Genomic DNA, 18,579 nt, shown 5'->3' with positions numbered 1-18,579 from the left:
AACCATTGGAACAATATAAAGCAAACAGTTTGACGCTTATCGGCGCGGTCGCCATGGGCACCGGCGTGATGATCGGTGCCGGGATATTCGCGTTGACCGGGCAGGTGGCCGAGCTGGCGGGTGACCTGTTTCCCATCGCCTTTTTTGTAGCGGCGATAGTGGTCGCTTTCAGTGCTTACTCCTACATTAAAATGTCCAACGCCTATCCCTCGTCCGGCGGCATTGTCATGTATCTGGAAAAGGCGTACGGACCCGGGATAAACACCGTTTTCTGTGCCTTGCTCATGTATTTTTCGATGGTCATTAACCAAAGCCTGGTTGCGCGGACGTTTGGCGCCTATAGCCTGCAGCTGTTCGATGTCGAGCCGGGCAGTGTGCTTGTGCCGCTGTTGGGTGTTGCGCTGCTGGTGTTCGCCTTTGTGGTGAACATCGCGGGCAATCGTTTGATCGGGACATTTTCCCTGGTGATGGCGGTGGTCAAAATCGGCGCGGTCGCTATGTTTGCGATCGTCGGGCTGTGGCTGGCGGATTTTTCTTTCGCCAGTGTGTCGGTGGATACCACGGCGACAAGCCCCGGCGCATTCCTGGCATCACTGGCGCTGGCCATCCTGGCCTACAAGGGGTTTACCACCATCACCAACAGTGGCGCGGAGATCGTCGATCCGCATCGCAATGTGAGTCGAGCGATCGTCATTTCCATTAGCATCTGCGCGATGCTTTATGTGCTGGTCGCCCTGGCCGTGGCCAGTAACCTGGCTCTTCCGGAAATCATCAAGGCCAAAGATTTTGCCCTGGCGAAGGCGGCACGACCGGCGGTGGGTGATTTCGGTCTGTGGTTCACGGTGGCGCTGGCGATTGTCGCTACAGTATCCGGTGTGATTGCCAGCGTGTTTGCGGTATCGCGCGTACTGGCCATGTTGACGGAAATGAAACTGGTGCCACACCGTCATTTCGGTATGCCCGGCAACCTTCAGAAACACACGCTGGTTTACACCATCGTTATTGCTATAGCCTTGACCGTATTCTTCGATCTAAGCCGAATCGCCTCGCTGGGCGCCATCTTCTACCTGGTCATGGATATCGCCGTGCACTGGGGAGTGTTACGCCATCTGCGTACTGACGTCGGGGCCAATCCCTTTATTCTGGGCAGCGCCATTATTCTGGATGTCATTGTGTTGGGGGCGTTCATTGTGGTGAAGGCACAGACCGATATGCTGGTGGTGGTCGTGTCGTTATTGGCCATGCTGCTTATTTTCGCCGGCACCAAACTGTTCTTGCGGTCAAAGGCAAGGGAAAATGGTCAGTCATCTCATTGAAACAAACCACAGGCCCTGCGCATGCTGATCACACTGAGTGCCACCCTGGTGCTGGTTATTTTTTAAAGGGAACGGGGTCATTAAAGGGAACGGGGTCATTGCTTGACTTTACACTTCCATTATTCAGTGTTTCAGAGGAGTGCAAAGTCAAGCAATGACCCCATGTTGCTACAAAGTCAAGCAATGACCCCATGTTGCTAATGACCCCATGTTGCTACTGTATTTGCGGCGCTCGCCCTGGGGCAGGCGCGTGTCCCACAGATCCACGATGAACGGCCGCCCAGTTGGATTCATCTGAAGGAAAGAAGAGCACAAAAAAAACACCATTTGTTGAGTTGTTGTTCCATCAACTTGCAGGCGCTGGTCATTTCCTGTGCGGTCAGCAACAGATCGCTGCCACTGGCATGTTCACCGTAATCAATTCTTTTCATTCTCTTTGTTGTGCCAAACCCTTAATACGTAGATTATTTTATCGGTGATAAGGTAACGTACTGTATAGTTGCCTATGCAAAGATCGCGGATTCTCTCCGGGTCGGATGCTTTCATGACGGGCAGACCAATTTTTGGAAATTGCTTCAGCTTATCGACACCCTCTTGTAGGTTTATAGCAATTCGACGGGCTGCGAATGGATTTTTGACCTCTACAAATTCCACCACTCTGTGGAGATCATCGACGGACTCCGGCGAATACCTAATCTTCATGATTTAGGTGGCGATTTGCGAGTGTTGGTGCCCCAGCTATTCAGCCAGGCATTCACATCCTCTTCATCAATAGATTTACCTGCCTTTATGGATTCAAGTGCTTCGAGGGTATCCTGCCATCTTGAATCTTCCAGGGATTGCCTCGCAAGAAATTCTTTAATTGCTTGATTTATGAGATAATTTTTACTCCTATCAAGCTTTTTGGAAAGAACTTCCAGGGGCTTTTCCACTTCATCCGCTATCCTGATACTCGTAATGCTCATGATTCCAACCTCGCTGTAGTGATATGTATTACATATTAGTACAGCGAAGACATCATGGCTAGAGGAATTTAGACACGGTAGGAACGCAAGAGCACCAGACTTCAGCGGCCAGTGTCGATTTCATAAACGAAATACCTCTATGGTTGTGAACGGGTTAAGGATGTGATCGGCCGTTGTTTTTGAAAAACGGGGTAGTGGATGGGCGTGGTATTCTCGTAACCGATGCGTTTGCGCCGCGCCTCGTCCAGCAGGTGATAGTGCACCTGCGCTTCGATGACGGTGGCGGTTTTTGCCTGGTTTTCCGACAGGTCGATGGCGTATTCGCGGGTTTCGCCCCGAGGCAGGCGGGTGTCCCATAGATCCACAATAAACGGTCGCCACATTACGGTGCGCTTGAGGACGGCCTGCTCTTCGTTGAGCACCTGGCCCTGCCCGTCCAGCACGCGCAGGCGCACGGTCAGGTGGCGGTCCGGCGTGCCCGTGGGGATGTGGTGCGCCGCGCCGGTGTTGGCGAGGGTCAGGGTGAAGCGGCGTTTGTCGGGGTCGCTATTTGTCGTTTCATCGAAGCGGATGCTTAGTCCGTTTTTCACCATGTCGGGATCGTGACCGCCGCGCCACAGGTGGCGACGAGACGGCCGTGTCGGGCCACCGGGAACCAGCGGGCGCTCCACCAGGGGCATGTGGCAGTCCACGCAACCCAGGGCGGCGACGGTTTTGGTCGTCATATCACCGCTGTCTTCAGGAAAGGCCATGCCCCGGCTGGTTTGAATCTCCGCCACCGTGCCGCAGGGTGGGAATTTGAAGAAGGTGTCCCAGCGCTCGCCGGAGACCACATGGCAGCGCACGCAGATGCGGTTCGGATCGTCGAGTTTTTCCACCGGGTGGGGCGCGGCGGTGTCGCCCATTACGCCGAGAATCTTTCTATCGCGATAATGACAGACATTGCAGGTCACGCCCTCGTGTTGCAGGGCGGGGTCGAAGTCCGGGTTGGGTTGCAGGATCGGGTCCCATTTCTCCGCGTCGTTGAAACCCGTGACCGTGAATTCCTGCTGCCGGTCCAGCGGGATGTGGCAGTTTTTGCAGATCTGCGGCGAACCGTCGAAGCGCCAGTCTACCTGAAAGTAGGGGTCCGTCCAGGCCTGGCTGTGGATAGTGGTGGACCATTCGTCATAAACATCGCGATGGCATGTGGCGCATTCCTCGGCGCGCAAGGTGGGAAACATGGCCGGCGCCGTGCTGGTATCGGTAGGGCGTTCAAAGGCGGGCGAGACGATAAATACCTGCATGGGTCGCAGGAAGCGCCAGCCGAGAAAGATCACGGCGAGCACGAGGAGGACAAGCAGAATATTTCGCTTCAGACTTCGCATTGATGACCTGCTGTATCCGCCGCGTCAAAGGCAATCGATTGCGGGTCCACCGGGACCGGCGTGGTTTCGGCCCGAGTCAGCAAGGAGCCATTGCGATAAACCCGCAACTCACCCGCCCTGAAGGCCTGCCAGGGTTCATCGGTTAATGGCTCGGTGGATATCTGCACGAGCCTGGTGCCGTTGATCCCGCTTACCAGCACGTGCAGCCGGTCATGACCATAGGCGATCAGGTGCGCGCCATCAGACAACAGGAAATTAAACTGGCCAAGCGAGGTAATCCACTCAGCCCTGTTCGCCACACTATCGAACCACGCGGTGGGATCCGTTAGCAAGGCATCAAAGCCTTGGGCGATGCGATCCAGTAGATGGCAGAAGGCGTGTTCAGAGTCGGTCAGTCCGGCGGGTACGCAAGTCCCCCTGAGACGTGTCTCATCCGCCAGCAGGATGCTGGGCACCAGGCCGTTGTGGGCAAACACCCACTCTTTTTTACAACAGTGGTGCATAAAGGGATGGGTGTTGAGGTAATTGACAATGGCAGGGTGCCGCGCCTTGCGCACATGGCCGATCAGCAAATCGGTATTCATCTTGTTTGCCAGCCTCGTCAGCAGGCGGCTGCCGCAGGCGGACGTGGTTTCCTTGACGATCTGAAAGGCGTTTGGTTGCGTGCCGGAACAATCATGATACGCCAGTCCCCAGCCGTCGGGATTGTCCGCCTCGGCGCCGCCGCGTTGGCGGAACCGCAACAAGGCGGATTCTATCCCCACCGGGGCGCTGCTGCTCATGCCATAGAGTTCACACATGTTTTGATGCTTCGCGGCTCAAAACCACTCAAACAGCCAGTATTTCTCGAAGGCCACCTTGCCCAGGTGCAGGGTGCGGCCCGGCTGGTTGAGTTTGATCTGCGGCGCGGGCTCGGCGTAGAAATTGCCGCGGCCCAGGCCGGCCTTGCCGTCGCCGGTCTCCAGAAAGCATTCACCGTGGCCATCGAAATTTTTGGGCTCGCCCGCTCCGGTGATCTCACCAATCAGGTTATGCGCTACTACCTCGGCCTCGCCGTGGGCGAACACGCCGGCCTTGGGCAGGGGCTTGCCGATAGCGAGGGGGATGCCGGTCACATCGCCGATGGCGTAGACGCCGGGGAATTTGGTGGCGAGGTTTTGTTTGTTCACCGGCACCCAGCCGGATTCGCCGGTGAGGCCGGCGTCGATGACCACTTGCGGCGCGCGGTGCGGCGGCACGTAGGCCAGCAGGTCGAAGTCGGCGCTCGCACCGTTGGCGAAGTGCAGCTTGCCGGGCTCGACTTGCGTGACCGCGTGCTCGGGAAAATAGCCGATGCCTTTGGCTTCCACCATGGCGCGGATTTGTTTCGAGTTCTCCGGCCCGGCCAGGGCCATGGGTCCGGGTTCGGGCGAATAGACATCGATGCTCACGGCGTCGCGCACCTTGCGCTTGCGCAGGTCGTATTCCAGCAGCATGGCCGCCTCGTAGGGCGCTGCCGGGCACTTGAAGGGAATGGCGCTCACCAGCACCGCGAGGCGGCCTTCGCGCACATCGAGACGCGCGTCGCGCAAGGATTCGGCGCCCGCCAGGGTGTAGAAATTGTGCCCGGCCTCGGCAAGGCCGGGGATGGTCTCGGGCGCCAGTTCCGCGCCGAGAGCGATGATCAGGTAGTCGGCGGTGAGTGTCTCACCATTTACCGTTACGGTTTTTTGCGCGGCGTCGATGCGCTCCACCTCACCCTGAATGCGTTCGACACCGAGCTTGTCCAGCTTGGACAGCGGACGGGAGATTTTCTCGGGGGTGCGGGTGCCGGTCATCAGCCATAGGAATGAGGGCTGGAAAACATAGTTGGATTCGCGTTCCACCAGGATTACCCGGTGCCCGCTTGGCAGTTTTTTACGCAGCCGTGTGGCGGCCACCACGCCGCCGATGCCGCCGCCGAGGATGAGTATGGTTTTTTCTTGAGTCATCGCACCGTGCTCCTTAGTGTTCGAGATCGCGTTTCTTTTGTTCAAATTCTTCCCGCTCGATTTCACCGCGCGCATAACGTTCTTCGAGAATCTGCCGCGCGGTTTTCGAGGGCGGCGCACCGCCTGCCCCTGAGGAACCCGCCAGCCATTTGACGATGGCGACGATGCCCAAAATCACCAGCGCCCAGAACAGAATCATAAAGAACCAGCCGAAGCCCATGCCCCAGCCCCAGTTACCCATGTCGTGAAACATCGTCATGTCCTCCTTGTAGTGTTGCCCATCACTGCGCGGAGATTAAGGCCCGCCGCTCCAGAGTGCGCAGATAGACGCGAATACGTTTGGCGTTGGCGCCGCGGTCGACGCGGCCCAGGCGGGCTGTGCCGGGCCGCGATCAGCCCCAGCAGGGCCGTGATGGACATACGTTTCGTCACTACAGGTTTTCCCTTGTGTGTGCGATGTCAGAATTTATAATTCCCGATCGCGCTGCTTTTGTTGGTGTTCCTGCACCCAGAGCGAGGCAGACGTCGTGTAGAGCCTCGGCGCCCGCCCGGGTACGGAAGCTGCGCCCGCCCTGGAGCATCTCACCCTTTACCGTTACAGACTTGTGCTGTGCAGGGTCGATGTATTCCACCTCGCCCTGTCTGTTTTCAGAGTCCGATCTTGCTCGCCTCAACGCCGCGGTCGCCTATGCGATTCAGGAGGGCTTCGGAACTGGTTTGCGCCGGGTTGTATTCCAGGGTCAGCAGGTGGGGATGTTCAGCGCTGAAATGCACCGAGATCACACCATCAATGTCGCGCAGGTCAGTTTCTAATAGGGAACGTTCCTTGTTGGACAGATCCGGATGTACGTTAATCAAGATGTCTACCATATCCATGGCGGTCTCCTTTTTAATGGCAGGGGAAAGAGAAAAGGGTAAAGATGAAAGTATTTAAAACACTAGTACCTTGTCGGCATCAACGGTGGCGGCGGCGAGGGTGGCCATGTCACTGCGTGTTGCACCTTCGATGACATCGTCGTCGGTCAGGCCGCGGGCGTCCATGCAGGTGCCGCACAGCAGTACGCGATTGCCCGTGCCGCGGGCCGCGGCCTTGAGCATGAGCTCGATGTTGTAATAGCCGGAGGGCGGCTTCTGTCCGTGCCGGGCGCAGGTGACCGCATCGGCCATCAGGAACAGTGTCAGCGCCATGTCGGGGTCGTGCTTGCTCAGGCTCTTGGCCAGCCGCAGGGCATTGTAGGAGCGCTCCGTGCCGTAGGGGGCATCGTTGAGAATGACGAGGATCTTCATGCGGGTTCTCCTTGTGTCTGCGTAGGAAAGCCGTTGGCGTTCCATTCCGTCATGCCGCCCTTGCAGACGTGCACGTCGGCGAAGCCCTGACGGGCCAGTAATTTCGCGGCCTGGCTGGAGCGGCGGTCGGTGCGGCAGACCAGGGCGATGGGGCGTTCCTCAAAATCGCCCAGTTCCACCAGCCGGTCGGCCAGCGCCTCTAATGGGATGTTGACGGCACCGGCGATGTGCCCCTGTTCGCCCACAAAGTCCGCCGCGCTGCGTACATCCAGTACCAGTACATCTTCTCCGCCATCCAGGCGTTGTTTCAGCTCCGGGATGCTGAGCATGGGCCGTTGCCGCAGCCGGCCGATGAGCCGCGGCAGGAAGGCGACCACCGCCAGCAGGGCCAGCGCCAGCAGGCCTTTCTGGATCATGCCGCTGCCGCCGGCCACGGCCTCGCGCCCGGCGTATCCCAGGTAAGTGTAGGCCAATGCGCCGGGCAGCATGCACAGATATGAGGCGATGATGTAGTGCGAGAGCCTGATGCGCGTCAGGCCCAGGGCGTAATTGAGCAGGTTGAACGGGAACAGCGGTACCAGGCGCACAAAGGCGACGAAACGCCAGCCCTCACCTTCCACGCCTTGCTTGAGTTGTTGCAGGCGGCCGCCGGTCTTTTTTTCCACCCACGCGGAGGCGAGGTAACGGGAGACGAGAAAGGCCAGCGTGGCGCCGAGGGTCGCCCCGGTGAGGTTGTAGAGCGTGCCCAGCACCGGCCCGAACAGCGCGCCGCCGGCCAGCGTCAGCACCGAACCGGGCAGGAACAACACCGTGCCCAGTGCGTAGATCAGCATGAACAGCAGCGGCCCGGCGGGGCCGGCATCTCTCACCCAGATTTCGAGTGCGGCGGCGTCGAAGGCCTCGCGGTTGATGACGGCCAGGGCGATGCCGACGATCAACAATATAAACAGGACGATGCGAAAAAATTTCATGATTCGTTAATTCCAGTGTTGGTTCTCACTCCCTCTCCCCTAAATAGGGGAGAGGGTTGGGGTGAGGGGTATGGGTTCGATGTTACACCCTCACCCTGGCCCTCTCCCTCAAGGGAGAGGGAATACTCTTTTCGATCACGGCTGTGTTGCTCGCCGAGTTATTCATTTCCGTCCTTGCTCCACTCTCTACGGTTAATCGCATAACCGGAAATCTTGCCCACGAAGGGCAGCGCCAGCATGCCGGGCAGTTGGTCCACCTGTTTCGCGTCGCGGTATTTATGGATGCCGATGGTCATGCCCTCGTGGCCGCCGCGCGGCTGGGGGATGTAGGTGCCGAACACGCGGTCCCAGAGGGAGAGATTGAAGCCGAAGTTGCTGTTGGCCTCGTTGTCCTCCACCGAGTGGTGCACGCGGTGGAAGTCCGGCGTCACCACGAACAGCCGCAGCACACGGTCCAGACCCAACGGCAGGCGCACGTTGCTGTGGTTGAACATGGCCATGGCATTCAGCACCACCTCGAAGATCACCACCGCCACCACTGGCGCGCCCAGAACCACGATGGTGGCGAACTTGATGAGCATGGAGAGGATGATCTCGATGGTGTGAAAACGCGCCCCGGTGGTGACGTCGAAATCGAGGTCGGCGTGGTGCACCCGGTGCAGGCGCCAGAGGGTGGGCACGGCGTGTACCAGCACGTGCTGCAGGTAGATGATGAAGTCCATGGCGACGACAGACACCACGACAGCCAGAACGAAGGGGACTTCGAAATAGTTGAGCAGGCCCCAGCCGTGTTCGGCGGCGAAGGCGGCCACACCCACGGCGGCGGCGGGGAAGATCAGCCGCAACACCACGCTGTTGAGCACCACCAGCCCCAGGTTGTTGGTCCAGCGCACGGCCTTGGACACCGTCAGGGCGCGGCGCGGGGCGACGATCTCCCACAGCCCCATCACCGCGAGCACGCCGAAAAAGAAGCCCAGGCGGATGGCCGGTTCATATTGCATGATGTAATCAGAGACTGACATGGAACATACCTCGCATTATTCAAGCCTTCGTTTGAATAAGCTAGCACGCCGCTTTCTTGTATTCAAGAGATTATTTGAATACTCTGTAATAGAGTAACAATTCTGGAGTGTAGGGCATGGCTAGTTTCAAGAAAGACCTTTTCGCGCAGTTCGCGCACATCGCCAAGGCCATGGCCAGCGGTCACCGGCTGGAGATGCTGGAGTTTCTGGCCCAGTGCGAGTATTCGGTGGACGACCTGGCCGGAGTCATGGGCCTGAGCGTGGCCAATACCTCCCACCATTTGCAGCAGCTGCGCCACGCCGGGCTGGTGACCACCCGCAAGGAGGCGCAGCGCGTCTTCTATCGCCTCAGCGGCGGCGATGTGGTGGAGCTGCTCACCAGTCTGCGCCAGGTGGCCGAACGGCACCTGGCCGAGGTCCATCAGCTGGTCGATACCTTTCTGGTCAGCAAGGACAGCATGGAACCCATCCCCCGTGGCGAACTGCTGGAGCGCGCCCGTCAGGGCCTGGTCATCGTGCTGGATGTGCGGCCACCCGACGAATACGCCGCCGGCCACGTGCCCGGCGCGGTCAATATCCCCCTCGCCGAACTGGAACAGCACCTGTCGGAACTCGATCCGCGCCAGGAGGTGGTCGCCTACTGCCGCGGCCCCCACTGCGTGCTGGCCTTCGACGCCGTCGCCCGGCTGCGGGAGAGCGGCATCACGGCGCACCGCATGGAAGACGGCTTCCCGGAATGGCGGCAGGCGGGGTTGCCGGTGGAGACTAATAACTGAGTGCTGAGTGCTGAGTGCTGAGTGCTGAGTGCTAAGTGCTAAGTGTGTAGGGTGCAATACCCGAAGGGCATTGCGCCGCATGAAATACCTCCCAAAGCAGAATCGTTAGGGATCTGTTTAGTTTTGGTATGTAGGAGGTCAGCCCCCTGGCCGATGGGTCGGGTTGTTGCGGTCGTTGGGAGGGAATCGCCGAGAGGGCTCGGCTCCTACAGGGATTTGTTCAGTTTTGGTATGTAGGAGGTCAGCCCCCTGGCCGATGGGTCGGGCTGTTGCGGTCGTTGGGAGGGAATCGCCGAGAGGGCTCGGCTCCTACAGGGATTTGTTTAGTTTTGGTATGTAGGAGGCCAGCCCCCTGGCCTCGGTTATTGCGCCCGGGGAAGAGATCGTTAGTTGACCGGGACAGGGACACAGGATAGCGTGCACGGCACCGATTGGAAAAAAACCGAACCGGGCTGATGACAAACGCATTCCACCACCATCTTCATCAACAACATTCGCCACTACGCACGATGACCCCTGTCGAAACCACGTCGCCCCTGCCCACTATTGACCCCGTTGCCTCATGAATCGTCTGCGACGCATTTTATTGCCGCTGCTGGTGCTGGCGGCCGGCATTGCGGCCGGGGTGGTGCTGATGGCCACGGGGCCGGAGGTCAAACGCATCCCGCTGGTGCAGTCCCCGCCGGTGGTGGAGACCCGGGTGGTGGTGCCGGAGGACTATCAGGTCACGGTGCACAGCCAGGGGACGGTGGTGCCGCACACCCAGAGCACACTGATCCCCGAGGTGGCGGGGCGGATCGTGGCCATCGGGGAGAATTTTCGCAGTGGCGGCAGTTTTCGCGCCGGCGAGACCCTGTTCAGGATCGCCGCGGAGGATTACCGCAACGCCATCATAATCGCCCGTGCGGACCTCGCCCGCGCCCGGCTGGCCCTGGCCCAGGAGCAGGCCCTGGCCCAGCATGCGCGGGAGGACTGGGAAAAACTGGGTCGCAGCGATCCTCCCTCGGACCTGACCCTGCACAAGCCGCAGGTCGCCAGCGCCACGGCCGAGCTGGCCGCCGCCGAGGCGCGCCTGCAACAGGCCGAGCGCAACCTCGCGCGCACCGAGGTCCGCGCCCCCTATGCCGGGCGGATTCTGGAAAAGGCGGTGGATGTGGGACAGTACGTCGCCCCCGGCACGGTGGCGGCAACCCTCTATGCGACCGACACGGCCGAGGTCCGCCTGCCCCTCACTGATGCCCAGCTGGCCCTGGTCACCTTGCCCGATGACGGTGGGCAGCAGGCCCCGGTGACCCTCAGCGCCCGGCTCGGCAACACCCGCCATCAGTGGCAGGGCCGCCTGGTGCGTACCGATGGCGCCATCGACACCGCCAGTCGGCAGCTGTTCGTGGTGGCGCAGATCGACCGGCCCTTCGCCCCGGTCGGCGCCACCCCCGGCCTGAAAATCGGCCAGTTTGTGGAGGCGGAGATCCTCGGCCGGCCGCTGACGGGGGTATTTGTACTGCCGCGTGTGGCGGTGGAGGCGGGCGACGAGGTGCTGGTGGTGACGGCCGACCGCCGCATTGAACGGCGCGCCGTGCAGGTCGCCCTGCGCAAGGGCGAGCAGGTGATCGTCAGCGCCGGGCTGGCTGCGCAGGAGCGGATTTCGCTGACCCCCATGCCTTTTGCCCGCAACGGTACGGCGGTGGCCGTGGCCGGCGAGGCGCCAAAGGGCGAGCGGGAATATCCCCCCCTGCCGGTGTTGTCGCACTAAGCCGCGCCGCCTCCCATCGTGTCAACGACCACCTTGAAGGACCACTAGCCATGCACGGCATGATCAGCTGGTTCGCCCGCAACCCGGTGGCCGCCAATCTGCTGATGGTGGTGATCCTCGCGCTGGGGGGACACGCCGCGCTGAACCGTATCCCGCTGGAGGTGTTTCCCTCGTTTGAGACCGACGTGGTGACCATCGGCCTCACTTATCGTGGCGCCACCCCGGCGGAGGTGGAGCAGGCGCTGGTGATCCGCGTCGAGGAGGCCATCGCCGACCTGGACGGCATCAAGGAGATCACCTCCAGCGCCAGCGAGGGCACCGCACGCATTCGGGTGGAGGTGCTCAAGGACACCGATCCGCATCAGCTGCTGGAAGACATCAAGACCCGGGTGGATGCCATCACCACCTTCCCCGATGAGGTGGAGCGCGCCGCGTACAGCGTGGTAGTGTTCCGCCGCGAGGTGATCAGCGTGGTCGTCTCCGCAGAAGGGAAGGGGGACCAGTCCGAGCGTGAGCTGCGCCGTTATGGCGAACAGGTGCGTGACGAACTGGCGGCCCTGCCGCTGCTGAATCAGGTGGAGCTCAGTGCGGTACGGGCGCCGGAGATCAGCATCGAGCTCAGCGAGCAGGCGCTGAATCGCTACGACCTCACCTTCGATGCGGTCAGCCAGGCGATACAGCGCGCCTCGGTCGACCTGCCGGCCGGCTCGATCCGCACCGAGGGCGGCGAGATCATGCTGCGCACCCAGGGCCAGGCCTACCGGGGCGATGACTTTGCCGCCATCGTGCTGCGGGCTCGTGCCGATGGCTCGCGCCTGACGGTGGGCGATGTGGCCACCATTCGCGACGGTTTCGAGCAAGAGCCCCTGTTCATGGACTTCAACGGTAAGCCCGGTGTGCTGGTCAATGTGTTTCGCACCGGCAACCAGAGCGCCCTGACCATCGGCCAGGTGGTGAAGGACTACATCGCCCAAAAACGCCCGCAACTGCCGGCCACGGTGTCGCTGGGAGAATGGAACGACCGTTCGCGCATCGTCAAGCTGCGCCTGCAGACCCTGCTGGACAGCGCCTGGCAGGGCGGCCTGCTGATCTTCCTGATCCTGGCGCTGTTCCTGCGCATCTCGGTGGCGCTGTGGGTGTGCGTGGGCATCCCGATCAGTTTTATGGGCGCGCTGCTGCTGATGCCGGAACTCGGCGTGACCATCAATATCATCAGCCTGTTCGCCTTTATCCTGGTGCTGGGCATCGTGGTGGATGACGCCATTGTCACCGGCGAAAACATCTACAGCCACCTGAAGCGTTCCGAAGACTCGGTGGAGGCGGCCGTGCGCGGCGCCCAGGAGGTGGCCGTGCCGGTGACCTTTGGCCTGCTGACCACGGTGGTGGCCTTCGCGCCGTTGCTGTTTGTGGAGGGACAGCGGGGGGCGATCTTTGCCCAGATTCCGATGATCGTGATTCCCGTGCTGCTGTTTTCCTGGGTCGAGTCGAAGCTGATCCTGCCGGCGCATCTGCGTCATGTGCGGGTCGAGCGCCAGATCGGCAAGCTCAATCCGCTGTCCCGCCTGCAGCGTCGCGTGGCCGACGGGCTGGAATATTTTGTGCGTCACTTTTATCAGCCGCTGCTGGTGAGCGCGCTTCGGCAGCGCTATTTAACGTTAGCCATTTTTATCGCCATCTCGTTTGTGGTGGTCAGTTTCGCGATGAGCGGCCGGTACGCCTTTACCTTTTTCCCGCGGGTGGAGAGTGAGACCGCACGCGCCACCCTGGTAATGCAGGCCGGCACGCCCGAGCAGGTTACCGCCGGGCATCTAAAGGCAATGGCCAAGGCGGCGGAAAGGCTCCAGGCCCGTTATGTGGACGCCGAGGGTCGCTCGGTGATCAGCGCCATCATGGTCAATACCGGCTGGAGCGGTGGCGGCGGTGGCTCACCGACCACCGGCGGCAGTGCCGAGGTGGGGCAGGTGAGCCTGGCGCTGGTGCCGCCAGAGGAGCGCACCCAGGCGGTGAGCACGCGGGAGTTGGTGCGCGCCTGGCGTCGCGACATTGGCGATATCCCCGGCGCCAGGGAGCTGACCTATCGGGCCGAGATCGGCCGCGGCGGCGACCCCATCGACGTGCAGCTCACCGGCCAGGACTTTGGCGTGTTGTCCGAGATCGCCGCCGCCGTGCGCGAACAGTTGCAGCAGTATCCCGGCGTGTACGATATTCGTGACAGCTTTGAAGACGGCAAGCCGGAGATCAAACTCAGCCTGCGGCCCGAGGCGGAACTGCTGGGCCTGTCCACCACCGAGCTGGGCCGGCAGGTGCGGCAGGCCTTTTTCGGCGCCGAGGCGCAGCGCATCCAGCGCGGCCGCGATGATGTGCGGGTGATGGTGCGATATCCCGAGGCCGAGCGCCGGGATGTGGGCAGTCTGGAGACCATGCGTATCCGCAGCCCCGACGGCGCCGAGGTGCCGTTTGGCAATGTCGCCGAGGTGTCGATGGGCCACGGCTTTTCCACCATTCGGCGGGTGGACCGTCAGCGCGTGGTCAACGTCACCGCGGATCTCGACAAGCAGACTGCCGACGCGCGGGCCATTGCCGCGGATCTGCGCGCTTTTCTGGAGCCGCTGTTGCTGCGCTATCCCGGCGTCTCCTACAGCCTGGAAGGCGAGCAGCGCGAACAGCGCGAGTCCTTCGGCAGTCTTTTCTACGGCACCCTGTTCACCTTCTTCGCCATCTATGCGTTGTTAGCGATCCCGTTCCGCTCCTATCTACAGCCTATACTGGTGCTGATGGTCATCCCCTTCAGCATCGTCGGCGCCCTGCTGGGGCATATGCTGATGGGCATGAGCCTCAGCGTGATGAGCCTGATGGGCATGCTGGCGCTGGCCGGGGTAGTAGTAAACGATAGCCTGGTGCTGGTGGACTGGATCAACCGCCGCCGCCAGGAAGGGATGCCCCTGGATGAGGCCCTGCACACCGCCGGCGGCGCTCGCTTCCGCCCCATCCTGTTGACCTCGCTGACCACCTTCGCCGGCCTCACCCCGCTGCTGCTGGAAAAGAGCACCCAGGCCCAGTTCCTGATCCCCATGGCGGTGTCGCTGGGTTTCGGCATCCTGTACGCCACCTTTCTATCCCTGCTGCTGATCCCCACCGGCTATCGGGTGCTGGAGGATGCTCGGCAGGTGGTGCGGCGTATTATTTGAGTACTGAGTACTGAGTACTGAGGGCTGAGGGCTGAGGGCTGAGGGCAAGATTCTGATATCCTGTGCGATTATCGCGTGAAAAACCGGAATGTTCGGGCCAAGGTCTTTATCGATGGCGAATAAAAATTTAGGGACTGTAGGGCGCAATAACCGAAGGGCATTGCGCCGCAAGAAACATCTCCCAAAGCAGAATCGTTTAGATTAACCGGTGGAAAATGTCTCGCAGAGCAATCTTTTATAGTTGCCTTGGTGTCATTCGTTGGCCAGGGGTATGTGTAGGGTCCCATAAAGGCGCTCTACGCGGTTGTTTTTTTCCGTGGCAACGGGCATACGGCGCAATGCCCTTCGGTTATTGCGCCCTACAACGCTGAGGACTGAAGGCTGAAGGCTGGCTGGATGCCGAAATTCTGTGCGATTATCGCGTGAAAAACCGGAATGTTCGGGCCAAGGTCTTTATCGATGGCGAATAAAAATTTAGGGACTGTAGGGCGCAATAACCGAAGGGCATTGCGCCGCAAGAAACATCTCCCAAAGCAGAATCGTTTAGATTAACCGGTGGAAAATGTCTCGCAGAGCAATCTTTTATAGTTGCCTTGGTGTCATTCGTTGGCCAGGGGTATGTGTAGGGTCCCATAAAGGCGCTCTACGCGGTTGTTTTTTTCCGTGGCAACGGGCATACGGCGCAATGCCCTTCGGTTATTGCGCCCTACAACGCTGTTGAGCTTGGTGCAACGGTGGGCAGTGCCCACCCTACACGGCTGAGGGCTGGATTCTGATATCCTGTGCGATTATCGCGTGCATAACCGGAATGTTCGGGCCAAAGGCTTTATCGACGGCGAGTGAAGGTTTAGTCTGGCAGGGTCTTTCCATACACGCGATTACACAGGACAGGCAGGGAGCCTTATGGTCAGCAAACGGATGAAGAAAAAGGCAGCGCCACCGCGGGAAGGCTCCGAAGCCAGCGCAACATCGCGCCCGGCCAGCCGGGCGTCCGGCGGGGCGGCACCGGCGGGTGTCAAAAAGGCGGCCAAAAAGGCCGCCGGCAAGGGGGGCGTGAAGCCAGCGCCGACGGGCGGGGATGCGCCGCCCCCCGGCAGGTCATTCCCCATCGTCGGCATCGGCGCCTCGGCGGGCGGCCTCGATGCCTGTAAGGAATTTTTTGAATTCCTGCCGGCCGATACCGGCATGGCCTTTGTGCTGGTGCAACACCTCGATCCCCACCACAAGAGCATGTTGACGGAGCTGCTGTCCCGTATCGCGCGGGTTCCGATTCAGGAGGTGGCGGACGGGATGCGGGTGGAGCCGGACCACGTCTATATCATCCCACCCAACACGGAGCTGGGCATTCTGCAGGGGGTCCTGCATCTCATGCCGCGCAACAAGGCGAGCTCCCCGCCATTGCCGATCGATTTTTTCCTGAAATCGCTGGCGGCGGATCAGGAGAGTATGGCGATTGGGGTCATCTTGTCGGGCAGTGCCTCGGACGGGACCATCGGCCTCAAGGCCATCAAGACGGCCGGCGGGATTACCTTCGCCCAGGATGAGGCCAGCGCCAAATATTCCAGCATGCCGCACAGCGCCATTGCCGCCGGCTGTGTCGATTTTGTACTGACCCCCGAATATATCGCCAAGGAGCTGGCCCGGATCGCCCGGCAACCCGTTGTGCTGAAAAAGATTGCGGGGGTGGATGATGTGTTGCCGGATGAGGGGGGGGATGAGCTGAATAAAATCTTCCTGTTGCTGAGGGCGCGCACCGGGACGGACTTTACCTATTACAAACACAGCACGATCCGGCGCCGCATCCACCGGCGCATGGTGTTGCACAAACTGGAGCGGCTCAAGGATTACCTGCGTTATCTACGGGACAACCCGGCGGAACAGGACGGGCTGTTTCAGGATATTCTCATCAATGTCACCGGCTTTTTCCGCGACCCCGAATCGTTTGATTTTCTCCAGCAGAGCGTTTTTCCCCGGCTGGAGAAACAGCGCCCGGCGGAGTCCCCGATCCGCATCTGGGTGGCCGGCTGCTCCACCGGCGAGGAGCCCTATTCCCTGGCGATCGCCCTGCTGGAGTATCTGGGCGAGCGGGCCTCGGTGACCACGGTACAGATCTTTGCCAGCGATATCGACGATAAGGCGATCAGCAAGGCGCGCGCCGGAATCTACCCTGAGGGTATTACGGCGGATGTCTCGCCGGCGCGACTGCAGCGCTATTTCAACAAGGTGCCGGGTGGCTATCAGGTCACCAAGGCGGTCAGGGATATGTGCGTGTTCGCGGTGCAGAATGTCGCCAAGGATCCCCCTTTTTCACGCCTCGACATGGTGTGCTGCCGGAATCTGTTTATCTACCTGAGTAATGTTCTACAGAAAAAGGTGTTGCAGATCTTCCACTACGCGCTCAAGCCACAGGGCTTTCTGCTGCTGGGTTCCTCGGAATCCATTTCCAGCGGCCCCAGCCTGTTTTCGTTGATGGACAAGAAAAACAAGGTCTACCTCAAGAAGTCCATCATGAATATGCGCCAGTTTGAATTCACACCGGAATCGTCGACGACGGCACGGTCTCCGGATCAGAAGGAAATGCAACACGTGACAAGCACTATTAATGAAGTCCGCGACAAGGCTGAACGCATTTTGCTGGATGAATATGCGCCGCCGTCGGTGATCATCAATCAGGCGATGGAGATCCTCCAGTTTCGGGGGCACACCGGGCCCTATATCGAGCCCGTGTCCGGCTCGGCCAGCCTTAATCTGATGAAAATGGCGCGCGCCGACCTGATCATGGATCTGCGCACCGCCGTGCGTCAGGCCATCAAGGAGGACGCCAGGGTGCTGCGGGAAAATGTGCACATGGCCTCCGAGGCCGGCGAACGCCGCATCATCACTCTGCAGGTGGTCCCGATCAAGGGACATATGGCGGAGGACCGTTCCTACCTGATCCTGTTCGAGGAAAAGGGGGGCAATCGACTCGCCGCGCAACAGAAGGCCCAGGCCCAGGCCGAGCCCAGAACCCAGGATGAGAAGGATCTGCGGATCACGGAGCTGGAACAGGAGCTGGTAACCACCCGCGAATACCTGCAGACGATTATCGAGGATCAGGAAACCACCAACGAGGAACTGCAATCGGCGAACGAGGAGGTGCAGTCCACCAATGAGGAGCTGCAATCCACCAACGAGGAGCTGGAGACGGCCAAGGAAGAGCTGCAATCCACCAATGAAGAGTTGATTACTGTCAATGAAGAGCTGGTGGGTCGAAATCAGGAACTAACCGAACTCAATAATGATCTTACTAACCTGTTGGAGAGCGTCCAGTTACCGATCGTCATGCTCAGTGAAGACATGAAGATCCGCCATTTTACGCCCAGTGCCGCCAGGCTGTTCAATGTGATCGACAGCGATGTGGGCAGGCCCATCAGCGATATCAAGGCGAACATCGATGTGCCGGATCTGCAGCAGCGCATCCTCAAGGTGATGGATAGCGTGATGCCGGACATGTTGGAGGTACGGGACACGGACGGCATTTGGTACAACCTGCGTATTCGACCCTACAAGACCAGTGATAAACGCATCGCTGGTGCCGTGCTGGTGTTCCTGAGCATGGGCAGCGCGGTGGAGCGACGCCTGGCGGCGGTGGTCAGGGACGCCAATGATGCCGTTACCTTGCAGGATTTCAAGGGCAATATCCTGGCCTGGAACAAGTCCGCCGAAAGGGTCTATGGTTATACCGAGAGCGAGGCGCAGGCCATGAATATCCACAGCCTTGTTCCGGATTCGGAACGCAGTCAGACCCAGGAAATGATCGCCAGTCTGCAGCAGGGAGGGCACGTGGGGGCGATGGAAACCCTGCGGATGACCCGCGCAGGCGAGACCGTCAAGGTCTGGCTGAGCGCAACCGCCCTGGTGGCTGAGGATGGGAAGCCTTATGCCTTTGTTACCACTGAGCATTTTCTCGAAAGCGAGAGCTAGT

The 18,579-nt window shown here is 60.3% G+C and carries 15 protein-coding genes; 5 read left to right on the top strand and 10 right to left on the bottom strand.

Features of this window, described 5'->3' with window-relative positions; all coding sequences use genetic code 11:
- Positions 1-5 precede the first annotated feature (5 nt).
- Positions 6-1,316: an APC family permease gene (locus RRB22_06980; GenBank protein ID MDT8384142.1), complete on the top strand. Its 1,311-nt coding sequence runs from the start codon at positions 6-8 to the stop codon at positions 1,314-1,316.
- 290 nt (positions 1,317-1,606) lie between these two features.
- On the opposite strand, the gene RRB22_06975 is transcribed toward RRB22_06980, so the two are convergent.
- From RRB22_06975 to RRB22_06930, 10 genes are all read right to left on the bottom strand, one after another.
- Positions 1,607-1,747 (bottom strand): hypothetical protein, encoded by a 141-nt coding sequence (locus RRB22_06975; GenBank protein MDT8384141.1) that lies wholly within the window; start codon positions 1,745-1,747, stop codon positions 1,607-1,609.
- A 267-nt stretch (positions 1,748-2,014) separates the two neighbouring features.
- Complete coding sequence (locus RRB22_06970) at positions 2,015-2,281, bottom strand: transcriptional regulator (GenBank protein MDT8384140.1); 267 nt, start codon at positions 2,279-2,281, stop codon at positions 2,015-2,017.
- Positions 2,282-2,418: 137 nt separating this feature from the next.
- A complete protein-coding gene (locus RRB22_06965) occupies positions 2,419-3,648 on the bottom strand; it encodes a hypothetical protein (GenBank protein ID MDT8384139.1) in 1,230 nt (409 codons plus the stop codon).
- Positions 3,636-4,448: a class II glutamine amidotransferase gene (locus RRB22_06960; GenBank protein ID MDT8384138.1), complete on the bottom strand. Its 813-nt coding sequence runs from the start codon at positions 4,446-4,448 to the stop codon at positions 3,636-3,638. The genes RRB22_06965 and RRB22_06960 overlap by 13 nt, the downstream gene beginning before the upstream one ends.
- A gap of 18 nt (positions 4,449-4,466) precedes the next feature.
- The gene (locus RRB22_06955; GenBank protein ID MDT8384137.1) at positions 4,467-5,618 is read right to left on the bottom strand and encodes an FAD/NAD(P)-binding oxidoreductase; all 1,152 of its coding nucleotides are present in this window, start codon (positions 5,616-5,618) and stop codon (positions 4,467-4,469) included.
- A 13-nt stretch (positions 5,619-5,631) separates the two neighbouring features.
- Positions 5,632-5,877 (bottom strand): SHOCT domain-containing protein, encoded by a 246-nt coding sequence (locus tag RRB22_06950; protein MDT8384136.1) that lies wholly within the window; start codon positions 5,875-5,877, stop codon positions 5,632-5,634.
- Positions 5,878-6,266: 389 nt separating this feature from the next.
- Positions 6,267-6,494 carry a hypothetical protein gene (locus tag RRB22_06945; protein ID MDT8384135.1) on the bottom strand — a complete coding sequence of 76 codons (228 nt, stop codon included), beginning with the start codon at positions 6,492-6,494 and terminating at the stop codon, positions 6,267-6,269.
- Positions 6,495-6,548: 54 nt separating this feature from the next.
- Positions 6,549-6,905: a DsrE family protein gene (locus RRB22_06940; protein MDT8384134.1), complete on the bottom strand. Its 357-nt coding sequence runs from the start codon at positions 6,903-6,905 to the stop codon at positions 6,549-6,551.
- Positions 6,902-7,876, bottom strand: a complete 975-nt coding sequence (locus tag RRB22_06935) for a VTT domain-containing protein (protein ID MDT8384133.1) — start codon at positions 7,874-7,876, stop codon at positions 6,902-6,904. Before RRB22_06935 ends, RRB22_06940 begins: the two co-directional genes overlap by 4 nt.
- Positions 7,877-8,034: 158 nt before the next feature.
- The gene (locus tag RRB22_06930; protein MDT8384132.1) at positions 8,035-8,898 is read right to left on the bottom strand and encodes a sterol desaturase family protein; all 864 of its coding nucleotides are present in this window, start codon (positions 8,896-8,898) and stop codon (positions 8,035-8,037) included.
- 116 nt (positions 8,899-9,014) lie between these two features.
- Between RRB22_06930 and RRB22_06925 the strand changes: the two genes are divergently transcribed.
- From RRB22_06925 to RRB22_06910, 4 genes are all read left to right on the top strand, one after another.
- On the top strand, positions 9,015-9,674 hold the full coding sequence (locus RRB22_06925) for a metalloregulator ArsR/SmtB family transcription factor (protein MDT8384131.1): 660 nt from the start codon (positions 9,015-9,017) through the stop codon (positions 9,672-9,674).
- A 562-nt stretch (positions 9,675-10,236) separates the two neighbouring features.
- Positions 10,237-11,427 (top strand): efflux RND transporter periplasmic adaptor subunit, encoded by a 1,191-nt coding sequence (locus tag RRB22_06920; GenBank protein ID MDT8384130.1) that lies wholly within the window; start codon positions 10,237-10,239, stop codon positions 11,425-11,427.
- Between the two features lie 50 nt (positions 11,428-11,477).
- Positions 11,478-14,615, top strand: coding sequence for an efflux RND transporter permease subunit (locus tag RRB22_06915; protein ID MDT8384129.1), 3,138 nt, complete (start codon positions 11,478-11,480; stop codon positions 14,613-14,615).
- A gap of 903 nt (positions 14,616-15,518) precedes the next feature.
- A complete protein-coding gene (locus tag RRB22_06910; protein ID MDT8384128.1) occupies positions 15,519-18,578 on the top strand; it encodes a CheR family methyltransferase in 3,060 nt (1,019 codons plus the stop codon).
- Position 18,579 lies beyond the last annotated feature (1 nt).

Source organism: Gammaproteobacteria bacterium (genome assembly GCA_032250735.1).
In the GTDB taxonomy this organism is placed as follows: domain Bacteria; phylum Pseudomonadota; class Gammaproteobacteria; order SZUA-152; family SZUA-152; genus SZUA-152.
The sequence above is the reverse complement of the archived record's forward strand: the minus strand, read 5'-3'. Positions and strand labels throughout refer to the sequence as shown.